25 protein-coding genes and 1 pseudogene are annotated in these 24,821 nt (G+C 61.5%); 15 read left to right on the top strand and 11 right to left on the bottom strand.

What is annotated here, in order from left to right:
- Nucleotides 1-16: 16 nt before the first annotated feature.
- Nucleotides 17-1,435 carry an acetyl-CoA carboxylase biotin carboxylase subunit gene (locus BMX62_RS07435; protein WP_090206696.1) on the bottom strand — a complete coding sequence of 473 codons (1,419 nt, stop codon included), beginning with the start codon at nt 1,433-1,435 and terminating at the stop codon, nt 17-19.
- A gap of 123 nt (nt 1,436-1,558) precedes the next feature.
- On the opposite strand from BMX62_RS07435, the gene BMX62_RS07430 reads away from it, so the two are divergent.
- The 9 genes from BMX62_RS07430 (at nt 1,559) to pgsA (ending at nt 8,887) form a co-directional block, all read left to right on the top strand.
- Nucleotides 1,559-2,101 (top strand): YceD family protein, encoded by a 543-nt coding sequence (locus BMX62_RS07430; protein ID WP_090206692.1) that lies wholly within the window; start codon nt 1,559-1,561, stop codon nt 2,099-2,101.
- 79 nt (nt 2,102-2,180) lie between these two features.
- On the top strand, nt 2,181-2,372 hold the full coding sequence (gene rpmF, locus BMX62_RS07425; protein ID WP_090206689.1) for a 50S ribosomal protein L32: 192 nt from the start codon (nt 2,181-2,183) through the stop codon (nt 2,370-2,372).
- A 188-nt stretch (nt 2,373-2,560) separates the two neighbouring features.
- Nucleotides 2,561-3,589, top strand: coding sequence for a phosphate acyltransferase PlsX (gene plsX / locus BMX62_RS07420; RefSeq protein WP_090206686.1), 1,029 nt, complete (start codon nt 2,561-2,563; stop codon nt 3,587-3,589).
- A complete protein-coding gene (locus BMX62_RS07415) occupies nt 3,586-4,557 on the top strand; it encodes a beta-ketoacyl-ACP synthase III (protein WP_090206683.1) in 972 nt (323 codons plus the stop codon). Before plsX ends, BMX62_RS07415 begins: the two co-directional genes overlap by 4 nt.
- Nucleotides 4,558-4,647: 90 nt before the next feature.
- The gene (locus BMX62_RS07410) at nt 4,648-5,115 is read left to right on the top strand and encodes a CYTH domain-containing protein (protein WP_090206681.1); all 468 of its coding nucleotides are present in this window, start codon (nt 4,648-4,650) and stop codon (nt 5,113-5,115) included.
- A gap of 3 nt (nt 5,116-5,118) precedes the next feature.
- Complete coding sequence (locus BMX62_RS07405; protein WP_238375905.1) at nt 5,119-5,841, top strand: response regulator; 723 nt, start codon at nt 5,119-5,121, stop codon at nt 5,839-5,841.
- A gap of 5 nt (nt 5,842-5,846) precedes the next feature.
- Nucleotides 5,847-6,497: a uracil-DNA glycosylase gene (locus BMX62_RS07400; RefSeq protein ID WP_090206679.1), complete on the top strand. Its 651-nt coding sequence runs from the start codon at nt 5,847-5,849 to the stop codon at nt 6,495-6,497.
- Nucleotides 6,494-8,329 carry an excinuclease ABC subunit UvrC gene (gene uvrC / locus BMX62_RS07395; RefSeq protein WP_090206677.1) on the top strand — a complete coding sequence of 612 codons (1,836 nt, stop codon included), beginning with the start codon at nt 6,494-6,496 and terminating at the stop codon, nt 8,327-8,329. The genes BMX62_RS07400 and uvrC overlap by 4 nt, the downstream gene beginning before the upstream one ends.
- A gap of 3 nt (nt 8,330-8,332) precedes the next feature.
- Nucleotides 8,333-8,887, top strand: a complete 555-nt coding sequence (gene pgsA, locus BMX62_RS07390) for a CDP-diacylglycerol--glycerol-3-phosphate 3-phosphatidyltransferase (RefSeq protein WP_090206675.1) — start codon at nt 8,333-8,335, stop codon at nt 8,885-8,887.
- Here the strand turns inward: pgsA and lolA are convergent.
- The 8 genes from lolA to frdA form a co-directional block, all read right to left on the bottom strand.
- Nucleotides 8,884-9,510, bottom strand: coding sequence for an outer membrane lipoprotein periplasmic chaperone LolA (gene lolA / locus BMX62_RS07385; protein WP_238375904.1), 627 nt, complete (start codon nt 9,508-9,510; stop codon nt 8,884-8,886). The genes pgsA and lolA overlap by 4 nt on opposite strands.
- 16 nt (nt 9,511-9,526) lie before the next feature.
- Nucleotides 9,527-10,222, bottom strand: a complete 696-nt coding sequence (locus BMX62_RS07380; protein WP_090206673.1) for a DNA translocase FtsK 4TM domain-containing protein — start codon at nt 10,220-10,222, stop codon at nt 9,527-9,529.
- Between the two features lie 83 nt (nt 10,223-10,305).
- Complete coding sequence (locus BMX62_RS07375; protein WP_090206669.1) at nt 10,306-11,505, bottom strand: toxic anion resistance protein; 1,200 nt, start codon at nt 11,503-11,505, stop codon at nt 10,306-10,308.
- Between the two features lie 22 nt (nt 11,506-11,527).
- Complete coding sequence (locus BMX62_RS07370) at nt 11,528-12,472, bottom strand: cobyrinic acid a,c-diamide synthase (protein WP_090206666.1); 945 nt, start codon at nt 12,470-12,472, stop codon at nt 11,528-11,530.
- A 4-nt stretch (nt 12,473-12,476) separates the two neighbouring features.
- Nucleotides 12,477-12,839, bottom strand: a complete 363-nt coding sequence (gene frdD / locus BMX62_RS07365) for a fumarate reductase subunit FrdD (protein ID WP_090206662.1) — start codon at nt 12,837-12,839, stop codon at nt 12,477-12,479.
- Nucleotides 12,839-13,237 carry a fumarate reductase subunit C gene (locus BMX62_RS07360; RefSeq protein ID WP_090206659.1) on the bottom strand — a complete coding sequence of 133 codons (399 nt, stop codon included), beginning with the start codon at nt 13,235-13,237 and terminating at the stop codon, nt 12,839-12,841. Before BMX62_RS07360 ends, frdD begins: the two co-directional genes overlap by 1 nt.
- Nucleotides 13,237-13,989 carry a succinate dehydrogenase/fumarate reductase iron-sulfur subunit gene (locus BMX62_RS07355; RefSeq protein WP_202906232.1) on the bottom strand — a complete coding sequence of 251 codons (753 nt, stop codon included), beginning with the start codon at nt 13,987-13,989 and terminating at the stop codon, nt 13,237-13,239. The genes BMX62_RS07360 and BMX62_RS07355 overlap by 1 nt, the downstream gene beginning before the upstream one ends.
- Nucleotides 13,990-14,001: 12 nt before the next feature.
- Nucleotides 14,002-15,762 carry a fumarate reductase (quinol) flavoprotein subunit gene (frdA, locus tag BMX62_RS07350; RefSeq protein WP_090206656.1) on the bottom strand — a complete coding sequence of 587 codons (1,761 nt, stop codon included), beginning with the start codon at nt 15,760-15,762 and terminating at the stop codon, nt 14,002-14,004.
- Nucleotides 15,763-16,045: 283 nt separating this feature from the next.
- Between frdA and BMX62_RS07345 the strand changes: the two genes are divergently transcribed.
- Nucleotides 16,046-17,332, top strand: coding sequence for a GGDEF domain-containing response regulator (locus BMX62_RS07345; protein WP_090206653.1), 1,287 nt, complete (start codon nt 16,046-16,048; stop codon nt 17,330-17,332).
- Nucleotides 17,329-17,667 carry a hemin uptake protein HemP gene (gene hemP / locus BMX62_RS13110; protein ID WP_238375903.1) on the top strand — a complete coding sequence of 113 codons (339 nt, stop codon included), beginning with the start codon at nt 17,329-17,331 and terminating at the stop codon, nt 17,665-17,667. Before BMX62_RS07345 ends, hemP begins: the two co-directional genes overlap by 4 nt.
- Nucleotides 17,668-17,716: 49 nt before the next feature.
- Here the strand turns inward: hemP and BMX62_RS07335 are convergent.
- Nucleotides 17,717-19,876: pseudogene (locus BMX62_RS07335) on the bottom strand (TonB-dependent receptor domain-containing protein).
- Between the two features lie 238 nt (nt 19,877-20,114).
- Entirely contained in the window at nt 20,115-20,399 is a 285-nt protein-coding gene (locus tag BMX62_RS07330) for an Lpp/OprI family alanine-zipper lipoprotein (RefSeq protein ID WP_238375902.1), read from the bottom strand.
- A 173-nt stretch (nt 20,400-20,572) separates the two neighbouring features.
- Here BMX62_RS07330 and nagZ point away from each other — a divergent pair, with 173 nt between their 5' ends.
- The 4 genes from nagZ (at nt 20,573) to BMX62_RS07310 (ending at nt 24,750) form a co-directional block, all read left to right on the top strand.
- Nucleotides 20,573-21,619 (top strand): beta-N-acetylhexosaminidase, encoded by a 1,047-nt coding sequence (gene nagZ / locus BMX62_RS07325; RefSeq protein WP_090206650.1) that lies wholly within the window; start codon nt 20,573-20,575, stop codon nt 21,617-21,619.
- 115 nt (nt 21,620-21,734) lie between these two features.
- The gene (locus BMX62_RS07320; RefSeq protein ID WP_090206648.1) at nt 21,735-22,292 is read left to right on the top strand and encodes a hypoxanthine-guanine phosphoribosyltransferase; all 558 of its coding nucleotides are present in this window, start codon (nt 21,735-21,737) and stop codon (nt 22,290-22,292) included.
- Nucleotides 22,293-22,365: 73 nt separating this feature from the next.
- The gene (locus BMX62_RS07315) at nt 22,366-23,118 is read left to right on the top strand and encodes an S-methyl-5'-thioinosine phosphorylase (protein WP_090206645.1); all 753 of its coding nucleotides are present in this window, start codon (nt 22,366-22,368) and stop codon (nt 23,116-23,118) included.
- Between the two features lie 231 nt (nt 23,119-23,349).
- Nucleotides 23,350-24,750, top strand: a complete 1,401-nt coding sequence (locus BMX62_RS07310) for a TonB-dependent receptor (RefSeq protein WP_090206642.1) — start codon at nt 23,350-23,352, stop codon at nt 24,748-24,750.
- Nucleotides 24,751-24,821 lie beyond the last annotated feature (71 nt).

Genomic DNA, 24,821 nt, shown 5'->3' with positions numbered 1-24,821 from the left:
ATCAATACCTTTTGTCTTAAAGACCCTTGTGCGCCGTGATGGCGGCGGCGATGACGGCAGCCAGTTCCCGGGTCGGGCGGCGCACGGAGTAATCGGTCAGTTCTGGATGGGCATCCACATAACCGGTGTCGAAACTGCCCTGGCGGAAGGCTTCGCTGTTGAGGATTTCCAGGTGATAGGGGATGGTGGTCTTGACCCCGTAGACCCCCATGTCCCCCAGGGCACGACGGGCGCGGCGGATCAGGCTGTCCCAGTCCATGGCCCAGACCACGAGCTTGGCGCACATGGAGTCATAGTGAGGGGGGATATGGTAGCCGGTGTAGATGGCGCCGTCGGTGCGCACCCCCGGTCCGCCGGGGGCGAAGTAGCGGGTGATGCGGCCAAAGCTGGGTAGAAAGTCGTTCTTGGGATCCTCGGCGTTGATGCGAAACTCCACCGCGAATCCACGCCGGGTGATCTGGTCCTGGGTGTAGGTGAGGGGCAGTCCGGCGGCCACGCGGATCTGTTCCTGCACGATATCCACGCCGGTGATCATTTCGGTGACCGGGTGTTCCACCTGCAGCCGGGTGTTCATCTCCATGAAGTAGAAGCGACCGTCGGCGTCCATGAGGAACTCCACCGTGCCGGCGTTTTCATAGTTCACCGCCCGGGCCGCCCGTACCGCCAGCTCGCCCACCTCCCGGCGCTGGGCCTCGGAGAGTTGGGGAGAGGGGGCAATCTCCACCAGCTTCTGGTGGCGGCGCTGGATGGAGCAGTCGCGCTCGAACAGGTGAATCACGTTGCCGTGGCGGTCGGCCAGAATCTGCACCTCGATATGGCGCGGATTGACGATGGCCTTTTCCATGAAGATCTCGGTGCTGCCGAAGGCCTTGGTGGCCTCGGAACGCACCCGCTCATAGTTGTGGCGCAGGGCGGCCTCGTCGTCGCAGCGGCGGATGCCCCGGCCACCGCCGCCATTGGTGGCCTTGAGCATGACCGGATAGCCGATCTTTTCCGCCAGGACGGCGGCCTCGTCCACATCCTTGAGGTTGCCCTCGCTGCCGGGGACCACCGGGACGCCGGCGGCGATCATGGCCTCCCGGGCGGCGATCTTGTCGCCCATGCGGCGGATGATCTCCGCCTCCGGGCCGATGAACCGGATGCCGCGCCGGGCGCAGTTCTGGGCGAACTGGGGATTCTCCGACAGGAAACCGTAGCCGGGGTGAATGGCGTCACAGCCGGCGCCGCGGGCCACGTTCACCAGGCGATGAATGTTCAGGTAGCCGGCCAGGGAGTCGGGGCCCAGGGAGTAGGATTCATCGGCCTTCTTGACATGGAGGCCGTGGCGGTCGGCGTCGGTGTAGACCGCCACCGAGGTTATCCCCATTTCCGCGCAGGCACGGATGATGCGGACGGCGATCTCACCGCGGTTGGCAATCAGTAACTTGTGTATCACGCAAGCATCCCGCACGTTATAAGCAAAGACCTCAGTATCCTTGAACCGGGCGGGGCTTTTCAAGCAGAAGGGGGCAGATTGCTTTTGACACTGGTGCGAGAACGCCTTTAGAATTGCGCGCTTATGTCCGACAGCCTGCTACCCGAACTGGTCGATCCCTTCCGCCTGGCGGACAAGTCCCGCGTCCTGGAGGGCGTACTGGATATGGCCGCCATGCCTCGTCTGGCGGTGGCGATGGGCGAGCCGGCCCGGGGTCTGTGCCGGGTGGCACTGACCTTTGATCGCGGCCCCTCCGGCAGACCCCGGCTGGCCGGCCATGTGGTGGCCGAACTGGCTCCCCTGTGCCAGCGTTGCCTGGAACCCATGAGGTTGCCGGTGGACAGTCGTTTCGAGATGCGGCTGGTGCAGGAAGATCGTCAGGCCGCCGGCGCCCTGGACGAGGAAGACCTGCTGGTGGTCGGCGATGAGCGCCTGAATCTGGCGGCGCTGGTGGAAGACGAACTGATGCTGTGCCTGCCGGTGGTGCCCCTGCACCCGGCGCAGACCTGTGCGGCGCATTTTCGGTCCGAGTTCAATGACCGGGAACTGAAGGCGGCGCAAAAACAGGAGAACAACCCGTTTGCCGTGCTGGGTCGCCTCAAGGGCGGGCAGGACGCAGACAGTTGAAACACCCCATGCCCCCCGGGTTCCGGTCGGGACCCGTGGGGCATTGATGTTTTTTTAGTATAGATCTGGAGATGACACCATGGCTGTTGCACAAGGTCGCACCACCCCTTCCCGCCGGGGCATGCGTCGTTCCCACGACGCCCTCAAGGGTCCCACCCTGTCCACCGAACCCACCACTGGTGAGATCCATCGCCGTCACCACATCAGTGCCGATGGTTTCTACCGTGGCCGTCAGGTGATCAAGCCCAAGGATCAGCAGGACGACGAATAAGGCCCATGCCGACCGGACCCGGCCGGGTCCGGTCACGGCAGTCTGCCCCGACAGGGCGTGGCCGGCGTGGATGTGATCCTGCCCACGTCGTGCCGCCTACCGGATGGACCCGCAGGCAGTATTTCATGGGCTTGGTGGATTTTTAGGTCCGCAAAGCTCTTTCCCGCTGATTCAATGCAGGTTTTCCCATGAGTGGAATCTTTACCATCGCACTGGATGCCATGGGCGGTGATCATGGTGCCCACGTGGTTGTCCCTGCGGCAGTCCAGGCCCTGGAAGCCTATCCTGATATTCATCTGATCCTGGTGGGCGACAAGGCGCGGATCGGGGAGGAACTGGCTGCCTGTGGCAAGGCGCCGTCGGACCGGCTGCGCCTGCATCATGCCGGCCAGGTGGTGGGTATGGACGAGCCGCCTTCCCAGGCCCTGCGCAACAAGAAGGATTCGTCCATGCGGGTGGCCATCAACCTGGTCAAGCACCAGCAGGCCGATGCCTGTGTCAGCGCGGGCAATACCGGCGCCCTCATGGCCACGGCGCGCTACGTGCTAAAGACCCTGCCGGGCATCGACCGGCCGGCCATCATCACTGCCATCCCGTCCATCAAGGGCCACACCCACATGCTGGATCTGGGGGCCAATGTGGACTGCACCGCCACCCATCTTTATCAGTTTGCGGTGATGGGTTCCGAACTGGCCAGTGCGGTGGACAATATCGCCTCGCCCCGGGTCGGCCTGCTGAACATCGGCGAGGAAGAGATCAAGGGCAACGATCAGGTCAAGGAGGCGGCGCGAATGCTTGAGGCCAGCCACCTGAACTACATCGGTTTCGTCGAAGGCAACGACATCTACTGCGGTGACGTGGACGTGGTGGTCTGCGATGGCTTTGTGGGTAATGTCGCCCTCAAGACCAGTGAAGGGGTGGCCCGCATGGTCTCCCACTACATGCGCAACGAGTTTGCCGGCAGCCTGTACAGCAAACTGGCCGCATTGGTCGCCATGCCGGTGCTCAAGTCCTTCCGCAAGCGCATCGATCCTCGCGCCTATAACGGTGCCAGCCTGCTGGGGCTGCAGGGGGTGGTGATCAAGAGCCATGGAGGGGCCGATGCCGTGGCCTTCGAGAATGCCATCCGCATCGCTCGCCTGGAGGCTCAGAAACGGGTGCCGCAACGCATCGACAAGCGGCTGGAAGAACTGCTCAAAGAGGCGAACCAACAGTGATCTACTCCCGGATTACGGGCACCGGGAGCTATCTTCCGGAACAGGTGCTGACCAATCACGATCTGGAAAAGATCGTGGAAACTTCCGATGAATGGATTCGTGAGCGTACCGGTATCGGGCAGCGCCATGTTGTTGGCCCCGAGGAAACCACCTGTGACCTGGCAGAGCAGGCGGCACGGTCTGCCCTGGCCGCAGCAGGGCGCCGCCCGGAAGATATTGATCTGATCATCGTCGGCACCACCACCCCGGATCAGGTGTTTCCCAGTACCGCCTGCCTGTTGCAGCAGCGATTGGGGGTTCACAATGGCTGTGCCGCCTTTGATGTGCAGGCCGTATGTACCGGGTTTGTCTATGCCTTGGGGGTAGCCAATCAGTTCATCCGTGCCGGCAGTGCCCGCTGCGCCCTGGTGGTGGGCGCCGAAACCATCTCTCGTATCCTGGACTGGAACGATCGGGGCACCTGTGTGCTGTTTGGTGACGGTGCAGGCGCAGTGGTGCTGGAGGCTTCAGAAACACCGGGTATCCTGTCCACCCATCTGCATGCCGATGGCCGCTACGAGAGCCTGCTGAGCGTACCCAGAGGTATCGGTAAGGGTTATGCCCAGATGGTGGCCGGCGAGGCCTACCTGCAGATGAAGGGCAATGAGGTGTTCAAGTGGGCGGTCAACACCCTGGGCCGCATTGTGGAGGAAACCCTGGAAGCCAATGGCATCGAACAGTCCCAGGTGGACTGGCTGATTCCCCATCAGGCCAATATCCGGATCATCCAGGCCACCGCCCGCAAGTTGAAGATGCCCATGGAGAAGGTGATCGTGACTGTGGAACAGCACGGCAACACCTCTGCTGCCTCGGTTCCCCTGGCCCTGGATGCCGCGGTGCGTGATGGACGCATCAAGCGGGGCGACCTGGTGCTGATGGAAGCCTTCGGTGGCGGTTTCACCTGGGGATCGGCCCTGCTTCATTTCTGATGGTGACACTGGGGTATCCGGTGTCCGCAAGCCTTTTAAATCGTGTTAGCATGGCGGGCGTATCCACTGCGGGGGTGTCCACGGATCGCCATGGGACAGGAAATCGAAAAAAAATTTCTTGTGGTTTCAGAGGCATGGAAAACCCAAGCCACTCACTGTGTCCGCTATCGCCAGGGCTACCTGTGTGGCAATGAGCACAGTTCCATTCGGGTGCGTATCTCCGACGACAGCGCCCATCTGAACATCAAAAGCGCCACCCTGGGCATTGAGCGCCAGGAATTTGAATATGCCATCCCGGTCGCTGATGCCCGCCAGTTGCTCGATACCCTGTGCATTCGCCCCCTGATCGAAAAAACCCGCCACTATGTGCCCCACGGCGACCATGTCTGGGAAGTGGACGTGTTTGAGGGCGACAACGCGGGGCTGGTGGTGGCCGAGGTGGAACTGCGCCATGTGGATGACACCCCCCTCCTGCCGGACTGGGCGGGAGAGGAAGTGTCCCATGATATCCGCTATTACAACACCAGTCTGGTCCGGCACCCCTACAAGGACTGGTAAATCATGGCTTCCTCAACCGGGATTCATCCCCCGAGGGGGCGTGTGGACGATACCTTGCAAACGGCCCTGATGGTGGACGTGTTGCTGGTGGACGATCACCTGCTGGTGCGGCGCGCCATCCGTGGACTACTGGATGCCCAGACCGACCGTACCGGCATCAAGGTGGTGGGTGAGGCCGCTTCCGGTGAGGAGGCCCTGGAGCAATTGTCCCGCCTGCGTCCTGATGTGGTTCTGATGGACCTCAACATGCCCGGCATGGGGGGGCTGGAGGCCACCCGCAAGGCGCTGGCCCTGCAGCCAGGGCTGAAGGTGATTGCCCTGACGGTGGAGGAGGATGGCCCCCATGTGGGCTGGATGCTCGACAGCGGCGTGGCCGGTTATCTGAGCAAGGGTGCCGGAGAGGATGAGTTGGTTCATGCCATCCGGCTGGCCATGCGGGGCGACCGGCATGTTACCCCCAGTGTGGCGAAAAAACTGGCCCAAACCGATGTGGGTGACCCTGATCCCATGACCCGGCTCTCCTATCGGGAACGCCAGATCCTGATGCTGCTGGTGGCAGGCAAGAAACCGGGAGAGATCGCCGCCGCGCTGGATTTGAATGTGAAGACGGTCAGTACCTACAAGGCCCGTTTGCGCGACAAACTGGGCTGTGGGTCGGACCTGGCGCTTTACCGTATGGCCATCGACCGGGGTATTATGGCCCCTTGCCCATCCTCTGATGAGTAGATTCAATGTATCCTGTCCCGCCGGACTGTTTTGATCCGGCCTGTACCCGTTGTCCGCGGCTGGTGGATTTTTTGGCCCAGGTGCGCGCCCGTCATCCCGGCTATCATGGGGCCCCGGTGCCTCCTTTTGGCGATCCCGATGCCCGGCTGCTGATCGTGGGGCTGGCGCCGGGGATGCATGGGGCCAATGCTTCAGGCCGGCCATTTACGGGGGATTTTGCGGGGATTTTGCTCTACCAGACCCTGTTTGAGATGGGGTTTTCCACTGCGCCGGAATCCACCAGCCGTGATGACGGGTTGAGGCTCAAGGATTGCCGAATCACCAATGCCGTCAAATGTCTGCCCCCGGAGAACAAGCCCCTTACCCTTGAAGTTCGGGCCTGCAACGATTACCTGGCCCAGGAACTGGCCTTGCTGGCTCCAGACAGCGTGGTGCTGGCCCTGGGTACCGTGGCCCACAATGCGGTACTGCGCGCCCTGGGGTTGCGGCAGTCGGCCCACCGGTTTGGCCATGGTCATGAGCACACCCTGGGCAACGGGCTGACTCTGGTGGACTCCTACCACTGCAGTCGTTACAACACCCAGACAGGACGCCTGACCCGTGACATGTTCACGGCGGTGTTTGCACGGGTGAAGCAGCATCTGGATGGGGCATGATCATCAGCGAAGGGGTCCGGTCCGACCCATTTGATCCTGAGCGTTTTCTGGCTGAACTGACCACCCAACCGGGGGTGTACCGGATGTTGGGGGAGGATGGCGTTGTGCTCTATGTGGGCAAGGCCAAAAACCTCAAGCAGCGGGTGTCCAGCTATTTTCGCGGCACCCCGGCCAATGCCCGGATCGCCGCCATGGTGGCCCGGATTCGGGATATCCAGATCATCGTCACCCGCAGCGAGGTGGAGGCGCTGCTGCTGGAAAACAACCTGATCAAAGCCCAGCGACCCCGCTATAACATCCTGTTGCGGGATGACAAGTCCTATCCCTATATCTTTATTTCCCATCATCCCTATCCCCGTCTGGCTTTTCATCGTGGCGCTCGCAAGACCTCGGGCCGCTATTTTGGCCCCTATGCCTCGGGCCGGGCAGTCCGTGAAACCATAGAACTATTGCAAAAGCTGTTTCTGATCCGTCCCTGTCAGGACAGTGTCTTTGAGAACCGTTCCCGGGCCTGTTTGCAGTATCAGATTCAGCGCTGCAGCGGACCCTGTGTCGGTTTGATCGACGCCGATGCCTATGGTGTGGACGTGGGGCATGCCGTGGATTTTCTTGAAGGACGCAGTGAACCCATTATTGCCCATCTGGTACAGGCCATGGAGCAGGCTGCCGTCGCCCTGGACTACGAACGGGCTGCCCGTATCCGGGATCAGATTGCACGGCTGCGGCAGTTCTGTGAGCGTCAGTATGTCAGCGCAGAAGGTGGCGACGTGGATATCATCGCCCTTGCCCGGGAGGCGGGGAAGGTCTGTGTGCAGGTTTTTTCCATGCGCGGGGGGCTGAATCTGGGTAACCGATCCCTGTTTCCCCAGGTGCCCGATGATGTCACTGACCCAGGGTTGATGACCGCATTGCTGGGGCAGTATTACCTGAATCGTGACATCCCCCGCCAACTGATTCTCAGCCATGCGCCCCAGGACCCGGAGATTTTGGAAGAGATGCTTTCCCTGCGACGTGGCCAGCGGGTCAGTCTGGCCTGGCAGGTGGGCGGAGAACAGGCCCGCTGGCTTGAGATGGCCAGCAGTAACGCCCGGCTGACCCTGGCCACGGTGTTGGCTGAGCGGGCGGGCATGGCGGCGCGTCTGGCAGCCCTGCAAGAGGCACTGGATCTGGCGGAACCGCCGCAGCGCATGGAATGTTTCGACGTCAGTCACACCCAGGGCGAGGCAACGGTGGCCGCCTGCGTGGTCTTTGATAGAAACGGGCCGATCAAATCCGATTACCGCCGTTTCAACATCAAGGGCATCACGCCGGGGGATGACTACGCTGCCCTGCATCAGGCCCTGATGCGCCGGTACACCCGTCTCAAGGCCGGTGAAGGCATATTGCCGGATATCCTGTTGATCGATGGCGGCAAGGGTCAGGTGCGTCAGGCCCTGGAGGTGCTGGAGACACTGCAGGTCAGTGGCGTCATGGTGGTGGGTGTGGCCAAGGGGGAGGACCGCCGTCCGGGGACCGAAACCCTGATCTTGAGCGATACGGCCCAGCCGTCTATACTGCCGCCGGGTTCCAGGGCACTGCATCTCATCCAGCAGATTCGGGACGAAGCCCACCGCTTTGCCCTCACCGGGCACCGGCAGCGCCGTGCCAGAACCCGAAGTACCTCACCGCTGGAGCAGATACCCGGCATGGGTCCCAAGCGACGCCAGCAGTTACTGAAGCACTTCGGCGGGCTTCAAGGGGTGCGCCGTGCCGATGTGGAAGCGCTCGCCAAGGTGCCCGGCATCAGTCGCAAGCTGGCGCAGCAGATTTTCGATTCGCTACATGACGACTGATCCATGACATTCTCGATTCCCAATCTTCTCACCTGGATGCGCATCGCCCTGATCCCCCTGATCGTGGTGGTCTATTATTATCCCCATCCCCTGTCCGGGCCGGTGAGCGCCATGATCTTTGCCCTGGCGGCCATCACCGACTGGCTGGATGGTTATCTGGCCCGGCGTCTGGGGCAGACCTCCAGTTTCGGCGCCTTTCTCGATCCGGTGGCAGATAAACTGATGGTGGCCACGGCCCTGGTGCTGTTGGTGGACAATCCGGGCGGTATGCTGCTGGCGGTGGCCGCCGCCATCATCATCGGGCGGGAAATTGCCATTTCCGCCCTGCGGGAATGGATGGCCGAGTTGGGGCAGCGGGGCAAGGTGGCTGTGTCCTGGATCGGCAAACTCAAGACCACCGCCCAGATGGTGGCCATTTTCCTGTTGTTGCATGCCCAGCCTATCCTGGGGCTGCCCACCTTTACCCTGGGTCTGATACTGCTCTATGTGGCCGCCGCCCTGACCTTATGGTCCATGTTCCATTATCTGCGTGCCGCCTTGAGCATCGCGGAAAATTAATGCCTCATCACATCCACCCCCGGCGGCGGCTCGAAGTGAAAATGGGTGTCGGGGAGGTCGGGATTGAGTTGTCGGTCTTCAAAGCGAATCTGGGTCTGCTGACCAAACTGGTCATGGAGCACCATCATCCTCACGGCCTGGTGGTCCAGACCAATGAAAATATGCTGAAAGTCCGTGTCCCTGGCCCTGGGGGTCAGGGATAGCCAGTCAATACCCTGGTGACTGCCCTGGGAAACCACCTCAAAATCATCATCCAGCGCCCGTGGCTCGGACAGCAACATCAGGGGGGTGCGCCCCAGTACGGCGTCCATCTTCTGGACCGTGGCTTGAGCCAGATCCTCATCATAGGTCCATAGATACTGACCATCGGCAATGATCTGCTGCTGGTAGGGCACCTGATAATCCCAGCGGAAACGGCCAGGATGCTTGAGATAAACCTTGCCCTGGGACTGTTGCAGCAACTCCTCCTGCTCGCTGATGACCTTTTGTTGGAACTGTGCCTGGAAACTGGTCATTTCCTGAAAAAAATGATCCAGCCGGGCACGGGCATCATCCTCTGCCAATGCAGGAGACAGGCAGGCAGTCAGCAGCAGGATCAGCAGGGTTCGCAGGGAACTGGGCATCTTTATCCTCTCCCGGTTATCGTGGGTGGGTTGGGGGGTGCCGATCCAGATCTTCCGATGGCTCTGGCAAGTCGATGATCAAAGGTTCAATCCTGACCCTGGATGGCCCCTGGGAGGTGTTCCGGGTGTCTTCGGAATGGGCTTCCCCATCATCGCCGGGCCATCCCAGGGTCCGCTCCAGTCCGGACAGGATATGGTGGCCTAGCCGGTCCACTAAAGATAGCCAGGACAGTCCCGTGAACAGCGTGATGCCAATCAGCAACAAGGCCAGCAGGACCAGGGTCACCCCCGGCAGATGCAACCACGGCATCAGAAGCTCACTGGTCAGTTCACCCAGTACACCCCCCCCGTGCAGGGGCAGGGAACCGGGCAAGACATGCAGGGCAGCCAAACCGCAGCCAGCGGCCAGAATGACGGCAAACCCCATCCCCCATGTCAACAGCCCCTGCAGGTCCAGGATAGGGCCATCCGGGCGGTCACGAAACATCAACCAGCCGCCATAGGCCACCGCCACCGGTACCAGATAGGCCAGATAGCCCAGGGCATAAAAAAGAACATCAGCCATCCAGGCTCCAGCAGCCCCCCCCAGATTGGTGACCTGCATGTCGGTGCCGGTTCGGGACCAGGCGGGATCGGCTGGACTGTAACTGGCCAGGGCAACAGACAGATAGGCAGCCACAGCCATCATCACCACCAGGCTACCTTCCTTCACAGTCCGGAATAGCTGGGTACTCCAGCGTACCAACGGAGGTGCAGGGTAACGGGCCGGTCTCTCCCTGCGCCTGTTGTTGCGGGTCACAGGGTACCTTGCCCGGCCACCACCTTGTCCATCTCAATCCCATCCCCCTTGTCCATGCGCCGGATTGCCGCGTCTCCCTGAGCCGCCAGCGTCTCCAGGCGGTCAATCTGGGCATCCAGCCTGGGCAGGGCCTCGCGGCGATAACGGGAAACTTCGTCGATGGCGCCGATGACATTGGCAAAGGCGGATTCCAGCTGCTCCATGTCCAGTACCGTGGAGGCGGCTCGATTCTGGATCTCTACCCCCTGGGTTCGCAGGGCTTCGGCGGTACCGGCAATCAGGTTGGAGGTGGTGGTATTAAGGGCCTCGACCCGGTCCAGCACCAGCCGCTGATTGGCCAGGGCCAGGGCCACCGTCACCGCCACATTCAGGGCCGATACGGTCACATTGATGGCCCGGTCAACCCCCCGCATCAGTTCCCGGTTATTGCGGATCACCACTTCCAGGGCAAGGATGCCCTGTTGACTCACTGCCAGTTGCTGCTGCAGGTCCACAAGCCGCTGACGCAGGGGGAACAGCAGTTCCTCTTCCAGAAACCGGCGTTTTGAGGCGTCTTGGGGCAGAGCGGCAGCCTCGCTGGCCAGCTTGCGGTCGATGATCCGTCCCAGGGCAATCTGCCGTTGAAGCTGCACCAGAGTCTCCCGCAGGGACTGCTGATCATCAGTCAGGGTGAGATTATCCCGGTGCAGCATATCCTTGCCGGTTTCCAGATCCTTGATGATCCTGTCCAGGGCTTCCTGAGCGGTTTCAAATTTGTGGAAATAACGCTGCAGGGGGGTGCCGACTCCAGGAATCAGGGCCAGGATGCGACTGAACCCTTCACGGCTTAGGTGATGCTGACCAGGGTCAAGATCCTGCATCCGGGTGCGCAGCTCGATGAGAGAACGGGCCACCGGTCCACCTTCATCCCCCTGATGGGCCAGCTTGCGGATGGGGGTCTGCAGCAGCTTGCTGCGATGGGCGGCCTGACGCTGTATATCCAGCCCCATCTCGTCCACCGCCTGGCGTTGGCGGGGATCATTCTGATCCTTCAGCAGTTCTGCCAGGAAGGCATCTGCAATACGCACAAGCTCCGGGTCATCCATGGTCCGCTCCGGGTCCGATGCCTGTTTGATCTCCGTTTCCATCTCCGCCACAGGTGGCAGGGAAAGGTTGAACGCCGGGTTTGCGGGAGAGTCCGGGGGATTGGGTTGCATGATGGCTGCTCCGTTAAAATATTCAGGGGGCGGTGCGCCCGTACCGGTGAGCCTTTTCGGCAAATTGCTGCAAATCCTTCAGCGCCTGCTGGGTGGCCATCGCCGCTTGGGGGCGGTCGGTGGCGACAGCAGAGACGGCCACGGCGGTATCATCCAGGGCCGTCATGATGGCCTCGTTACGGGCGCCAAGGGCCTGCAGGCGTCGTTCCGTATCGTCCACCAGTTCCAGACGCCGTTCCAGAGCTCGCCGCTCTTCCTGGGTGATTCTTGCAGATGCCTTGTCCAGGCGTTGTCTGACGTAATGTGCATCAATGCCGCTGATCCCCCGGCTGACCGAGGCCATGGTCTGAAGGGTATCCACCCCATGACGACAGGCTTCGGCCACCAGGGTTCGGGCGCGTTCAAAGGTCAGTTCCCTGGGATCGAACTTGCCCCGCAGCAGGTCATCCACATGGAGATAGCGGCTGTACAGCCGATCCGCCTGAATGGCCAGGTCCGGGCGGTTGAGGGCCAGCAAATCCTTCTTGGCCTGCCATAACCCCAAAATCACGTCATCGGTTTCTGCCGGCGGTTGTTCCGGTTGCAGTACCACCAGCCCCTGTTCTCTGGCCTTGCGTTCCAGTGCAGCCCGCTTCGAGGCTGCTTCAGCAGCCTGCCGGGCTTGACGGCGACGTTCTGCCAGGGTCTGTCGCCAGCGACGCCAGGCCCGTTCCCCCGGGATCGCCACCGCAATGGCCCCAAGGCCGGCGAGCCAACCCCACAAGGAAGGGGAAAAACCGCCCCACAGGGAGGTGACCCAGAGGATGAAGGCGATAAACGGAATGATCAGCCAATAGCGCAATGCCACCTGCCAGCGGGTGGGTGTTTCCGTGGGCAGCGCCAGTGTCGGGTTGATCATGCCGATGATCAGCCAGGGCAGGCAGGACAGGAACAGCCCATAGGCAAAACCTTGTAAGAACCCGGACATGCTTTCAGAACACCACCAGCATTCCCGCCAGCAGCAGGGCCACGCCGGAGCCGGCGGCGGCGCTGCCGTAGCAGGCCAGCATCATCTTTTTCGAGGCGGGGATGCCAAGGTCATGGAGGGTGTGGTAAATGCGGTGGGCGCCGTGGAACAGGAACAGACTGATGACCACCGCCAGGCCCAGGGCCGGCAGGGGATGGCCGAACAGGCCGCGCAGGCTGTCGTAATGCATGGCCTCGGGACCAAAACCCAGCCCCATGGGGACAAGGATGCCGATGATCAGGACCAGCATGGTGCCCAGCAGGGCGGCAAAGACCCCGCCGGCGCCGAACAGGGACCAGACGATGGGTTCGTGGGAACGGGTTCTCATCACAGAAACCTCATGGCAAGCACCAGAAGGGCCACAGAGGCGATGCCCCAGGCCCAGAGGGCGGCGCGGAAGATCATCCGGTCAGGGACCGGCTGGCCCCGGAATCGTATCGGGGGCGTGGTCAGGGGCATAACCTTGAACCAGGTCCAGGCATGGAAGGCGAAGGCCGCCAGGGCCGCCAGATGGAAGATCACCGACACCGGCGATTGCAAAAAGCCCCGCCACAGGTTGAAGGCGGTTTCTCCCAGCACCAGGCAGACCATGCCGGCGAGCAGGAACAGGGCATAGGCCGCCACCATCACGCTGGTGCCTTCCCGCAGCAGGTAGCGGCGGTAGGCGGGGTGTCGCATCCACCAGCGGTTCATGGGGCGGACGTAGGTCTTGGGTGCAGGCGTCATCAAGAACCCCTCCCGAAGGGCATCAGAAAGCGCAAAAAGTAATCCTGGGTGCTGTTGATCTTGTTGCGGTTGATGGCCCGGGCCGGGTCCACATGCTTGGGACAGACCTCCGAACACAGCCCCACCAGGGTACAGCCCCAGACGCCTTCCTCGGCATTGACCACCGCCATGCGGGTTTTTTGTCCGGCATCCCGGGAGTCGGCGTTGTAGCGGGCCAGCAGGGCCAGGGCGGCCGGTCCGGTGAACTCATGATTAAGGCCGTATTGGGGGCAGGCGGCGTAGCAGAGCAGGCAGTTGATGCACTGGGCATACCCCAGGTAGTCCTCGATCTGCCGGGGCGTTTGCAGGTTGGGGCCGTCCTCCGGGGTGAGTGGCTGGGCCGGGACCAGGTAGGGCGTGACGGATTCCAGCTTGCCCAGAAAGTCGCTCTGGTCGATGACCAGATCCTTGACGATGGGGAAGTGCTCCAGGGGTTCCACCCGGATGCGGGCCGGGTAGTAGTCCCGCAGGAAGCTCTGGCAGCTCAGGATGGGCTGGTGGTTGACCATGCAGCCGCAGCTGCCGCAGATGGCCATGCGACAGGACCAGCGGAAGGTGAGGCTGCCGTCCAGATGGTCCTTGATGTATTGCAGCCCTTCCAGCACCGACATCTCATCGGTGAAGGGAACCTCATAGGTCCGGTAATGGGGGGCCTGGTCCTGCTCGGGATCATAACGCAGGCACTCGATCATGATGGTGCGGGTTTGACTCACGGTATCCCCCGATTATGACTGGTTCTGGGCGGCGCCGCCGTAGACCCGCGCCTTGGGCTGGGAGCGGGTGATGGTGACCGGGCTGTGGGTCACCCGGGGCGGGGCGTCGCCCTGGCTGTGGATGAGGGAATGACACAAAAACCGTTCATCGTCCCGGGCCTCGAAACCGTCGATGCGCATGTGGGCACCGCGGGATTCCTGTCGCAGCAGGGCGGCATGGGCCATGGCCTCGGCCACCTGCAGGGTATGGCCCAGTTCGATGGCGGTGAGCCATTCGGTGTTGAAGGCACGGCCTCGGTCATCCAGGGCCACCCCGGCTCGGAACTGTTCCCGCAGCTGTGCCAGTTGTTCGCAGGCCTGTGCCATGCGCGGCCCTTCGCGGACGATGCCGACGCCGGCTTCCATGATCTCGTGCAGCCGTTGGCGCAGCTGGGCCACCCGGGTGCCGCCTTCCCGGCGCAGCATGTCCAGATGCACGGCGGCCCGGCTTTCGGCCTGGGCCTGGAGCGCGGCGGAAGCGTCAGGGGTTTCACGGGCATGGCGGGCGGCGGACAGGCCAGCGGCACGGCCAAAGACCAGCAGCTCAGCCAGGGAGTTGGAGCCCAGGCGATTGGCGCCATGGATGCCCACGCTGCTGCATTCGCCGGCGGCGTAGAGGCCGGGCAGCGGCGTGGCGCCATGGACATCGCAGAGTACGCCGCCCATGGTGTAGTGCACGGCGGGCCGCACCGGAATGGGGGCGGTGACCGGGTCCACGGCGGCAAAGGTGCGAGCCAGTTCGCAGATCATGGGCAGGCGTTCCATGATCTTCTTTTCCCCCAGGTGGCGCAGGTCCAGATGGACCGCCGTGCCGTGGGGGGTCTGCAGGGTGCGGCCAGCCTGGTCCTCGTGCCAGAAAGCCTGGGACAGGCGGTCCCGGGGGCCCAGTTCCATGGCGCGGGGGCGGGGCCACGGGTCCAGGGGACCCAGGCCGTAGTCCTGCAGGTAGCGGTGGCCGTCCTTGTTGAGCAGGATACCGCCTTCGCCGCGGCAGCCTTCGGTCATGAGGATGCCGCTGCCGGGCAGGGCGGTGGGGTGCCATTGCACGAACTCCATGTCCCGCAGGGGGACGCCCTGGGCGTAGGCCATGCCCATGCCCTCGCCGGTGACGATGCCGGCATTGGTGTTCTGGCCGAAGACCCGGCTGGCGCCGCCGGTGGCCAGCACCGCCGCCTTGCACTGGAACAGCACCGGTTCGCCGGTGGCGATGCACAGGGCCAGCACCCCCTGCAGGCGGCCATCTTCCACCAACAGATCGGTACAGAAGAACTCGTCATGGCGCCGGATGGCGGGGAATTGCAGCGAGGTCTGGAACAGGGTGTGGAGGATGTGAAAGCCGGTCTTGTCGGCGGCAAACCAGGTGCGGGGGGATTTCATGCCGCCGAAGAAGCGCACGTTGATGCTGCCGTCGTCCCGGCGGCTCCAGGGACAGCCCCATTGTTCCAGCTGGATCATTTCCCGGGTACACTGGCCGACAAAGTACTCCACCACGTCCTGCTCGCAGAGCCAGTCGCCGCCGGAGACGGTGTCGTCGAAATGCTTGTCCAGACTGTCGTCCGGGTGAATCACCCCGGCAGAGCCGCCTTCGGCGGCGACGGTGTGGCTGCGCATGGGGACAACCTTGGAAACCAGGGCCACGGATAGCCCTGGGGCTTCCTGTGCCACAGCGATGGCGGCCCGGAGTCCGGCACCGCCGCCGCCGATGATGACCACGTCGGACTGGATAACCTGCATGGAATGATCCCGTTGTGGAGGGTGTGGAGAAACTTTAGCGCATTCCACGGCTGAGCATCGCCTGATCAGATCAAAAAATTCATGACCTGTTGCAAACGTAGCCCCTTTCGAGCGTCCTGCTCAGGCGGGTCAACCCGGCTTGCTCTCACAAGCCCCCGACTTCAGTCGGGGGTAGTTGGCGCTCTGATGGCAGCCACTGCCTGTTTGGCATGATAGGAACAGGGGTGTCGGCTAGGTTATGCTGATATTTTCACAAATATGCCCTGAAAGACCAAGGTGACCCATGGTAATTGACGTGGACAAGCGTGGCCACACGCTGCTGGTGGTGGAAGACAGTCGCTCGGTAGCGGGTCTGCTGGCGGACCGGATTGGTCTGATTGATGGGGTGGTGGTGAAAGTGGCTGGCACCCTGGAGGAAGCCCGTCAGGTGGTACTGGCCAACCGGCATGATCTGTTTTTGGCGGTGCTGGATCTTAATTTGCCCGATGCCCCCGATGGGGAGGTGGTGCCTTGGGTCATGTCCCAGGGGGTGCCGGTGCTGGTGCTCACTGCCGGATTGGACGACAACGAGCGGGACGGCCTGATGGACATGGGCATTGTGGATTATGTGAACAAGACCAACCCCTCGGAGATCGAGCATGTGGTGCGCACGGTGGAGCGCATCTATCGCAACCGTCACATCAGCGTGTTGGTGGTGGACGATTCCAATTCTGCCCGTGCCTATTTGACGGAGCTGTTGCGCCGCTATGGTTATCGCCTGCTGGAAGCCCGGGATGGGGCCGCCGCCCTGGCCCAGTTGGAGCGGCACGAAGATATCCGTTTGATTTTATGTGATCAAAACATGCCCGGCATGGATGGGGTGACGTTGATTGGCCGTATCCGGCAACGCTATTCCCGCAGTCACCTGTGCATCATTGGCATGTCCAGCTACGGTTCGGGCATGCTCTCTGCCCGTCTGCTCAAGGCTGGAGCCAACGATTTCATCAAGCGCCCCTTTTTGGAAGAGGAGTTCTTTGTCCGGGTCAACCAGAACGTGGAACTGATCGAACTGATCCGTAGCATGGAGGAAAGTGCCAATCGGGATCCGCTGACCGGTTTGCACAACCGCCGTTATTTGGCGGAGGCAGGTCAGATGTTGTTTGATACCGCGCTTCGGGAAGGGAAGGGATTGGCGGTGGTGTTGATGGATCTGGATCATTTCAAAAGCATCAATGATCGCTTTGGTCATTTTGGTGGAGACGAGGTGTTGCGGGCGGTGGCCCGTCATCTGGGCAAGGTGACGCGCAAGTCGGATATCCTGGCCCGCTACGGCGGGGAGGAATTTTGTGTAGTCGCCCAGAATCTATCCGTCGACGAAGCCCGGTTGCTGGCGGAAAAATTGCGCAATGAAGTGAAATCCATGCAGTTGAACATCAAGGATGCAGCGCTACGCCTGACCATGAGTGTCGGATTGGCCACCGCGCCGGGCCGGGGGTTGGAGGACATGCTGCACCGGGCCGATGAGGCACTGTACGAAGCCAAGTCGGCAGGTCGGGATCAGGTGCGCATTGCATCGGAACCGGGTGGTTGATCTTCTATAACGCTAATAATGGCGTTATAAAGTTTGACAATAATAATGATTATCAACAACAATATCTCCAATTCGTGTTTGATCATGGGCCTGCCGGCGGCATGGGCAGACTTCGGCGTGGAGAGATTGTCTCAATGAACCAGCAGCAAAAATACCCTGCAACCGAAGCGCGGGAGGGACGGGAAGCAGAGAGGCAACCGGCATCTTCCCAAGGCATCCGCTTGCTTTCCAGCGCGGATCTGCTGGAGGGGCGTCGCCAGCTGCGGATCGAGCACCAGGGCGAGATCTATACCCTGCGGGTCACCAGCAAGGGGAAGCTGATTCTGACCAAGTGAGGCATCCGGCCCTGGCTCTCAGGGCCTGGGCCGGGGTGGAGTGTCAGGACTAGAAATCCACGTTCATGGAAACCCACAGCCTGCGAGGTTCCAGCAGCTGGTTATAGACATTGCTGTAAGCTGTGGTACCCGGATCATTGCGCAAGGGATAGGCGCGATAGTCGTTGAAATCCTTGTCCAGCAGGTTGTGGACCACGCCGGTGACGGAAACATGGCGGTTGAACCGATAGGTGGCGCCAAGATCCACCAGGGTATAGCCCTTGAAATCCCCCAGGGCTTCGGCGGCACCCTGCGCACTGCCTCCAAGATGGGGCTCATGGAAGCTGTCCGGGCGGAATCGGCTGCTGCGGTATTCCACATCCAGGAAGGTGCTCAGGGCCGGGGTGGTCTGCCACGAGAGGCGGGTATTGATCATGTGTTCCGGGATGCTGTACAGGGGATCACCTTTCTCAAAGCCCCTGACGATGGAGGAGGTGACTTCGCTATCGGTATAGGTGTAGTTGGCGGCCACCTGCCAGTGGGGCGCGAACTGCCAGCGACCGTTGAGTTCCACACCCCGAATCCGTGCTTCACCGATGTTGCTGGGCTCATCGGGCATGCCCGATGCCCCGGTGGGACGCTCGATCTTGTCTTCGATATTGGTATAGAACAGGGTGGCCTGCAGGTTCAGGCCGGCCCGGTTGTCAAACAGGGCAGCGACTTCGTAGTTGGTACTGATCTCCGGATCGAGATCCGGGTTTCCGAACAGCGCGATTTCGCCGTTTCCGCCATAGCCGATGATGCCGTCGTGCAGCTGTTCCAGGTAGGGGGCACGGTAACCGCGTCCCACGCCACCCTTGAGGGTCTAGGCGGGAGAGGCGTTCCAGACACCGTAAAGACGCGGCGTGACCTGTCCACCAAAGGCATCGTGATTGTCGTAGCGCAGGCCGCCGGTCAGGGCAAACTGCTGGGTCATGGCCCACTCGTCTTCGACAAAGACACCCCACTGCCGGTTCTTGAAGGTGCTCTGAGGGATGCCGTCCTCCATGCGCGCATCAATGTACTGGGCACCCAATGAGAGGGTGTGGTCACCGACGAAGGTGATGAGCTTGGTATCCAGAATGGTCGTTTCACTTTCCAGCTTGCGGTCTGCGCCCACCACCAGCCCGGGCGAAGCCGACCCCACGGCATTTTCAGGAATGGTCCTGCCCGTGGTTTCGGTGCGGTTGTAGGTGAGGGCGGATTCCAGGATACCGATCTCGTAACGTCCGGTATGGGCCAGGTAGACCTGGTCCCGCTCGAATCCCAGCTCCTTGTCATAACCATCCCGGAAGGCGCCGGCATTGTTCTGGCGGATGCGCCCCAGCTGGCCGCGATCATTGTTGTAGGTCTGACGGGTGATATCGACCCCCAGGGAGATGTCATTGTCCACGTTGGGGGTCAGGGTCAGGCGTCCACCGAAGGTTTCCACATTGGCGCCGGCGGGGTTTTGTCCCATGGTCCGGTTGTCCACCAGGCTTTCGTTCTGCCCAGGCCAGGTGATCCGCGATTCGGCGCGCTCGTACAGTCGGCCATACACCTGCAGCGAGAGCCGGTCTTCCACCAGGGGGCCGGCGGCATAGGCTTCCAGGGTGGTGTTGCCGCCGAATTCCGCATCACTCTGGAAAGTGCTGCTCAGGGAGGCTGAACCGCCCCAGTGCTCGCCAGGCTTGCGGGTGATGATGTTGACCACACCGCCCAGGGCATCGGCACCATAGAGGGTGGACATGGGGCCGCGGATGACTTCGATGCGTTCGATGGCGGCTACCGGGGGGAAGAAGACCGAGGCGGAGTCCACGAAGGCATTGGGGGCCACGGTGCCGGGGACATTCTGGCGGCGTCCGTCGATCAGAACCAGAGTGTATTCGCTGGGCAGTCCGCGCAGGCTGATGGTTCGGTTGCCCGTCTTGTTGCTGCGTGCATCCAGGCCGTTGATATCCACGCCTTCGATGCCCCGTAGGGCGTCTGCGATGTTGGTGATCTGTTTCTGTTCCAGTTCTTCGCGGGTGACCACCGTGATGCTGGCCGGTGCATTGACGATTTCCTGCTGGAAGCCACCGGCGGTCACCACCATGGCCGGCATTTCCACGGCCTGTTGGGCCAGGGCTGCGGGCGAGGCCAGGGCAAATGAAACCCCGGTGGCCAATGCGGTCAATCTGAGTCGATTCGGCATTCGCCGGACGTGCGGCATGTCTTGGGCACGGATGTATCCCCTTCGTGAGGTCAAAAGTGACGCTGGCTGGCTAGGCCCTCGGGGGGATTGGCTGGCTTGCGGGTTGGAATGTTCAAAATTATTCTTATTCTCATTTATTTTTTTGTCATCTGTCAAACGCCGATATCCGGATGTGCAGTGAGCAAAAAAAAGCCCGCCATAGGCGGGCTTTTACCGGGGACACGATCAGGGTCGCGCCCCTTGAAGCGGCAAAGAATTACTTTCCGGGCCGCTGGAAGGTGCGCTCCATGCGTTCGATCATTTCGCGCAGGCGGGCATTTTCCTGCAGGGCGCGGTCAGCCTTGCGGTTGGCTTCATTGGCAGTGCGGTTAGCCTGATCTGCGCTGCTTCTGGCCTCGTTGGCGGTACGCAGGGCCTGATCACTGGTGACCCTGACATCGTCGATCATTTGACGATTTTCTTCCAGGCTCTTGGTGGTGGCACAGCCTGTGGTCAATACCAGGGTCAGGGCTGCTGCCGAGGCCATAACAATCTTGAACATGCCTTTCTGCATGGAAACCTCCGGTCAAGCTGGGTGCATGATGATTGGAAGCCTCATTCTAAACAGGTACTCTGACAGTATCCATAGCGTCGGACTGTTGTTGCCTGCTGTTTTTTGTGCTTCGCGCCGAAAATACGGTTTTAACAGGTGTTTGCAAATCGGGAGACAGTGTTATGCCCCTGGGGCCTGTGATGGTGGATCTGGAAGGCACGTCCATGACGGCCTGGGAACGGCAGTTATTACAGCGTCCTGGGGTGGGGGGCGTGATCCTGTTTACCCGCAATTTTGAATCCCGCGAGCAGCTCACGACCCTGGTGACCGAGATCCATGCCCTGCGGGATCCCCATCTGCTGGTGGCGGTGGACCATGAAGGTGGCCGGGTGCAGCGGTTTCGTGAAGGATTCACCCTTGTGCCGCCCATGGCTACCCTGGGTGCCCTGCATGACCAGGACCCCGCCACGGCTCGCCGTCACGCCCGTACTCTGGGTTGGTTGCTGGCGGCGGAACTGCGTGCCGTGGGGGTGGATTTCAGCTTTGCCCCGGTGCTGGATCTGGCCCACGGCTGCAGCGGCGTGATCGGTAATCGGGCCTTTCATCGTCGCCCGGAGGTGGTGGGAGAGCTGGGACATCACCTGGTGGCCGGCATGCGGGCCGCGGGCATGGAAGCCGTGGGCAAGCATTTTCCAGGACATGGCGGGGTACAGGCGGATTCTCACCTGGCCCTGCCAGTGGATCACCGGCCATTTGATCAGATCCTGCATGATGATCTCCAGCCGTTTGATCGGCTGGTGCGTGAGGGTATTGCCGGCATCATGCCTGCCCATGTGGTGTACGACCCGGTGGATGATCTGCCCGCCGGTTTTTCCTCCCTCTGGCTGCAGCAGGTGCTGCGCGGACGTCTGGGTTTCAAGGGGGCCATCTTCAGTGATGACCTGAGCATGGCCGCCACCGAGAGTTTCGGCGATTTTCCCCGCCGTGCCCGCCTGGCCCTTGAGGCCGGTTGTGACATGATGCTGGTCTGCAATCACCCGGAAGGCGCCCTGCAGGTGCTCGATGCCCTGGAGGGGCATACAGACCCGGTATCCATGGCTCGCCTGGCCCGCATGCATGGGCGCCGCGCCCCTGCCTGGGCTGATCTGGAAACGGATCCGGCATGGGCTTCGGCGGTGTCCATTGCACGGGCGCTGAATGATGACAAGAATCTGGAACTGCCGGTTTGACACCTTCCTGGCATTGTGGGGCCTGGAATCCAGTGCCTATAATGCCTTTGCAACATCACAGCATCACAGCATCGTCCCGATAATGGCCGATAGCCGACAAACAGAAAGGGTTGCCATGTCCGTAACTCCAGAGCATGTAAAACAGGTCCTGGCCGAGGCGGATTGCCTTGTGCCCCGTGAACAGGTGGAGGCGGCCATGGACCGCATGGCCGAGGCCATCACCGGTGATTTGGCGGACAGCAACCCCCTGATACTGTGTGTGATGACCGGTGGCGTGGTCGCTGCGGGTCATCTGTTGACCCGTCTGCATTTTCCCCTGCAGGTGGACTATCTTCATGCGACCCGGTATCGGGGCGCCCTTACCGGTGGCGAAGAACTGCATTGGCTGGTGAAGCCGCAGACCTCCCTCAAGGACCGCACGGTCCTGGTGCTGGACGATATTCTGGACGAAGGGCATACCCTGGCGGGCATCCTGGAGTACTGCCGCGAGGAAGGGGCCGGCCAGGTTTTATCCGCCGCCCTGGTGCTCAAACACCATGACCGGCGTGTACCCGGACTGATGGTGGATTACCTGGGGGTCGAGGTGGAAGACCGTTATGTCTTTGGTTACGGGATGGACTACAAGGAATACCTGCGCAATGTCCCCGGCATCTATGCCGTGAAGGGCTGCTAAAATCCCCGAAAAAAATTCCCCTGGACGGCATCGGTGCCGATGCCGTCCTGTCTGTTGCATCAACGAGGACCTCATGACTGACACCACCATCGCCATCATCGGCGGCACCGGACTGACTTCCCTCAAGGGCCTGGAGATCACTCGCCGTGAAGTGATGCATACGCCCTACGGTGAACCTTCAGGCCCCATCACCCACGGCGTACTGGCTGGCCGGGAGGTCATGTTCCTGGCCCGTCACGGCTATGGGCATACCATCCCACCCCATCGAATCAATTATCGTGCAAACCTGTGGGCGCTCAAGAATGCCGGCATCCACCGGGTGGTGGCGGTGGCGGCAGTGGGGGGGATCACTGCCGAGATGGCGCCGCCCCGGCTGGTGTTTCCCGATCAGATCATCGACTACACCTGGTCCCGTGGCCACACCCTGTTCGAGGCGGATTTAAGCCATGTCACCCATGTGGATTTCACCCATCCCTACTGTGAGGAACTGCGTCATGCGCTGATCCAGGAAGCCCGCCAGATTGGTCTGGATTTCGTGGACCGGGGCACCTACGGCGCAACCCAGGGGCCACGGCTGGAGACGGCGGCGGAGGTCAATCGTCTGGAGCGGGACGGCTGCGACATCGTGGGTATGACCGGCATGCCGGAGGCGGCCCTGGCCCGGGAACTGGAGCTGTGTTATGCCACCTGTGCCGTGGTGGCCAACTGGGCCGCGGGCCGTGGCGAAGGGCAGGGTGAGATTTCCATGGAGGAGGTGGACCGCAACGTGGCCGAGGGCATGGTGAACGTCCGCACCTTGCTGGAGAACATCATTCCTACCCTTTGAGCGTCCCTCCCCCGCCAGATGTGCGGATATCGGGGCGAAATTGGCCAGGGCACCATCAGCCTTCCAGTCCGATCAGAAACTGGCGCTGAAGTCTCATGCACCCAAGGTGCGGGCTCCCATCGCGGGGTGGAAATCTTCCGTTTCCTGTTTTCGAGTCTTTGAAGTTATGATATAACGACGCTAATGCAAAAGATTATCAGTCAATAGTACACCCACAGGAGCCCGCCCACGATGACTTTTCTCAAACGCGCCCTGCCTGTCGCCGTACTGATGTCATTACCCCTGCCGGTGATGGCCCAGGACATGGTTCGTGACAGCCAGCTTCCAGGTGCCCGCCTGTCACCGTTACCGCTGGGGGGCAGCCAGCAGGTGACCTCCGGTTCCGCTTTCAATCCCGATATCTCCATCATCGTTGATACGGTGTATTTCAATGAATTCAGCGGTCATGTGGATGATCCAGCGGGATTCGAGGGCGGGCATAGTCACGGCCACGGGCATGACCACGGCCACGGCCTGGATGACGGCTTCAATCTGCGGGAGATCGAACTGGCCTTCAGCGCCTCGGTGGATAACTATTTCGATGCCTTTGTGATGCTGGCCCTGGATGAACACAGCATCGAGGTGGAAGAGGCCTATGCCACCAGCCGCAATCTACCGGCGGGCCTGCAGATCAAGGTGGGCAAATTCCTCTCCGACGTGGGATACATCAACGCCCAGCATCCCCACGACTGGGCATTCGTGGACCGGCCATTGGTGAATGAATTCCTGTTTGGAGACCATGGCCTGCAGGAGAAGGGGGTGCAGTTGACGTGGATGCCGAACACGCCATTCTACAGTCGGTTCGGCCTTGAGTTGTTGCAGGGTGAAACCGAGGGCATTGCCTCCCACGTGGGCAGCGGTCGGGTCTCTCACGTGACGGTGACCCCCAACCCAGATACCGGCAATCCGGAGCGCCAGCGCTGGCGCGATGATAACCCCTTCAATGATGTCTCCGGCCCGCGTCTGATTACCGGCTTTGCCAAGTTCGGCCCGGATCTTGGCTTTGATCATGCGGCACAGTTCGGGATTTCCTATGGTTACGCCCGTGGTTTCCAGCGGGATGACCTTCATTCCAGCCTGCACTATGAAACCTGGGATGGGGATGCCTGGTTCGCCGGTTTGGATGCGGTGTACAAGTACAGCGCGGGCCGTTCCCACGGCCAGGGGGATCTGACCCTCCAGGGTGAATATTTCTATCGGCAGATCGACGCCGATTTCCGGGAATTCAGATTCTCCGGAGTCAATAACGGCAGGCTGGAAGAAACCAACCACTTGTCCGGAAAATCCCGCCAGGACGGTCTGTATATTCAGGGTCTTTATGGCATCGCGCCCCGCTGGCAACTGGGGCTGCGGGCCGAGGCCCTGGGTCTGACCAACGAAAATGCCCTGGTCGAGGACGATGGGTTCGCCTCCTTCGGCACCTCCTACCGCTACGCCGGCAATGTCACCTTCCGCCCCACTGAGTTCTCCATGCTGCGGGGGCAGGTAAACCGTTCCGACTTTGCCACCGACAATGGCGAGGACGGCGATGGCTGGTCCTTCATGCTCCAGTTCCAGATGGCGCTCGGTGTACATGGTGCCCACCAGTTCTGATGCCGGGAGCCACCAGGCCGTCGGGTGTGACTGCCCCCCGGCGGCCCCATGCCAAATATCAAATTTCAACG

The organism is Ectothiorhodospira magna (assembly GCF_900110965.1).
In the GTDB taxonomy this organism is placed as follows: domain Bacteria; phylum Pseudomonadota; class Gammaproteobacteria; order Ectothiorhodospirales; family Ectothiorhodospiraceae; genus Ectothiorhodospira; species Ectothiorhodospira magna.
The sequence above is the reverse complement of the archived record's forward strand: the minus strand, read 5'-3'. Positions and strand labels throughout refer to the sequence as shown.

Bases quoted from the DNA above. Each gene is read 5' to 3' on its own strand.
- BMX62_RS07430 (WP_090206692.1), top strand. From the start codon at position 1,559: ATGTCCGACAGCCTGCTACCCGAACTGGTCGATCCCTTCCGCCTGGCG.
- rpmF (WP_090206689.1), top strand. From the start codon at position 2,181: ATGGCTGTTGCACAAGGTCGCACCACCCCTTCCCGCCGGGGCATGCGT.
- plsX (WP_090206686.1), top strand. From the start codon at position 2,561: ATGAGTGGAATCTTTACCATCGCACTGGATGCCATGGGCGGTGATCAT.
- BMX62_RS07410 (WP_090206681.1), top strand. From the start codon at position 4,648: ATGGGACAGGAAATCGAAAAAAAATTTCTTGTGGTTTCAGAGGCATGG.
- BMX62_RS07405 (WP_238375905.1), top strand. From the start codon at position 5,119: ATGGCTTCCTCAACCGGGATTCATCCCCCGAGGGGGCGTGTGGACGAT.
- BMX62_RS07400 (WP_090206679.1), top strand. From the start codon at position 5,847: ATGTATCCTGTCCCGCCGGACTGTTTTGATCCGGCCTGTACCCGTTGT.
- uvrC (WP_090206677.1), top strand. From the start codon at position 6,494: ATGATCATCAGCGAAGGGGTCCGGTCCGACCCATTTGATCCTGAGCGT.
- pgsA (WP_090206675.1), top strand. From the start codon at position 8,333: ATGACATTCTCGATTCCCAATCTTCTCACCTGGATGCGCATCGCCCTG.
- lolA (WP_238375904.1), bottom strand. From the start codon at position 9,510: ATGCCCAGTTCCCTGCGAACCCTGCTGATCCTGCTGCTGACTGCCTGC.
- BMX62_RS07375 (WP_090206669.1), bottom strand. From the start codon at position 11,505: ATGCAACCCAATCCCCCGGACTCTCCCGCAAACCCGGCGTTCAACCTT.
- BMX62_RS07370 (WP_090206666.1), bottom strand. From the start codon at position 12,472: ATGTCCGGGTTCTTACAAGGTTTTGCCTATGGGCTGTTCCTGTCCTGC.
- frdD (WP_090206662.1), bottom strand. From the start codon at position 12,839: ATGAGAACCCGTTCCCACGAACCCATCGTCTGGTCCCTGTTCGGCGCC.
- BMX62_RS07360 (WP_090206659.1), bottom strand. From the start codon at position 13,237: ATGACGCCTGCACCCAAGACCTACGTCCGCCCCATGAACCGCTGGTGG.
- frdA (WP_090206656.1), bottom strand. From the start codon at position 15,762: ATGCAGGTTATCCAGTCCGACGTGGTCATCATCGGCGGCGGCGGTGCC.
- BMX62_RS07345 (WP_090206653.1), top strand. From the start codon at position 16,046: ATGGTAATTGACGTGGACAAGCGTGGCCACACGCTGCTGGTGGTGGAA.
- BMX62_RS07330 (WP_238375902.1), bottom strand. From the start codon at position 20,399: ATGTTCAAGATTGTTATGGCCTCGGCAGCAGCCCTGACCCTGGTATTG.
- nagZ (WP_090206650.1), top strand. From the start codon at position 20,573: ATGCCCCTGGGGCCTGTGATGGTGGATCTGGAAGGCACGTCCATGACG.
- BMX62_RS07320 (WP_090206648.1), top strand. From the start codon at position 21,735: ATGTCCGTAACTCCAGAGCATGTAAAACAGGTCCTGGCCGAGGCGGAT.
- BMX62_RS07315 (WP_090206645.1), top strand. From the start codon at position 22,366: ATGACTGACACCACCATCGCCATCATCGGCGGCACCGGACTGACTTCC.
- BMX62_RS07310 (WP_090206642.1), top strand. From the start codon at position 23,350: ATGACTTTTCTCAAACGCGCCCTGCCTGTCGCCGTACTGATGTCATTA.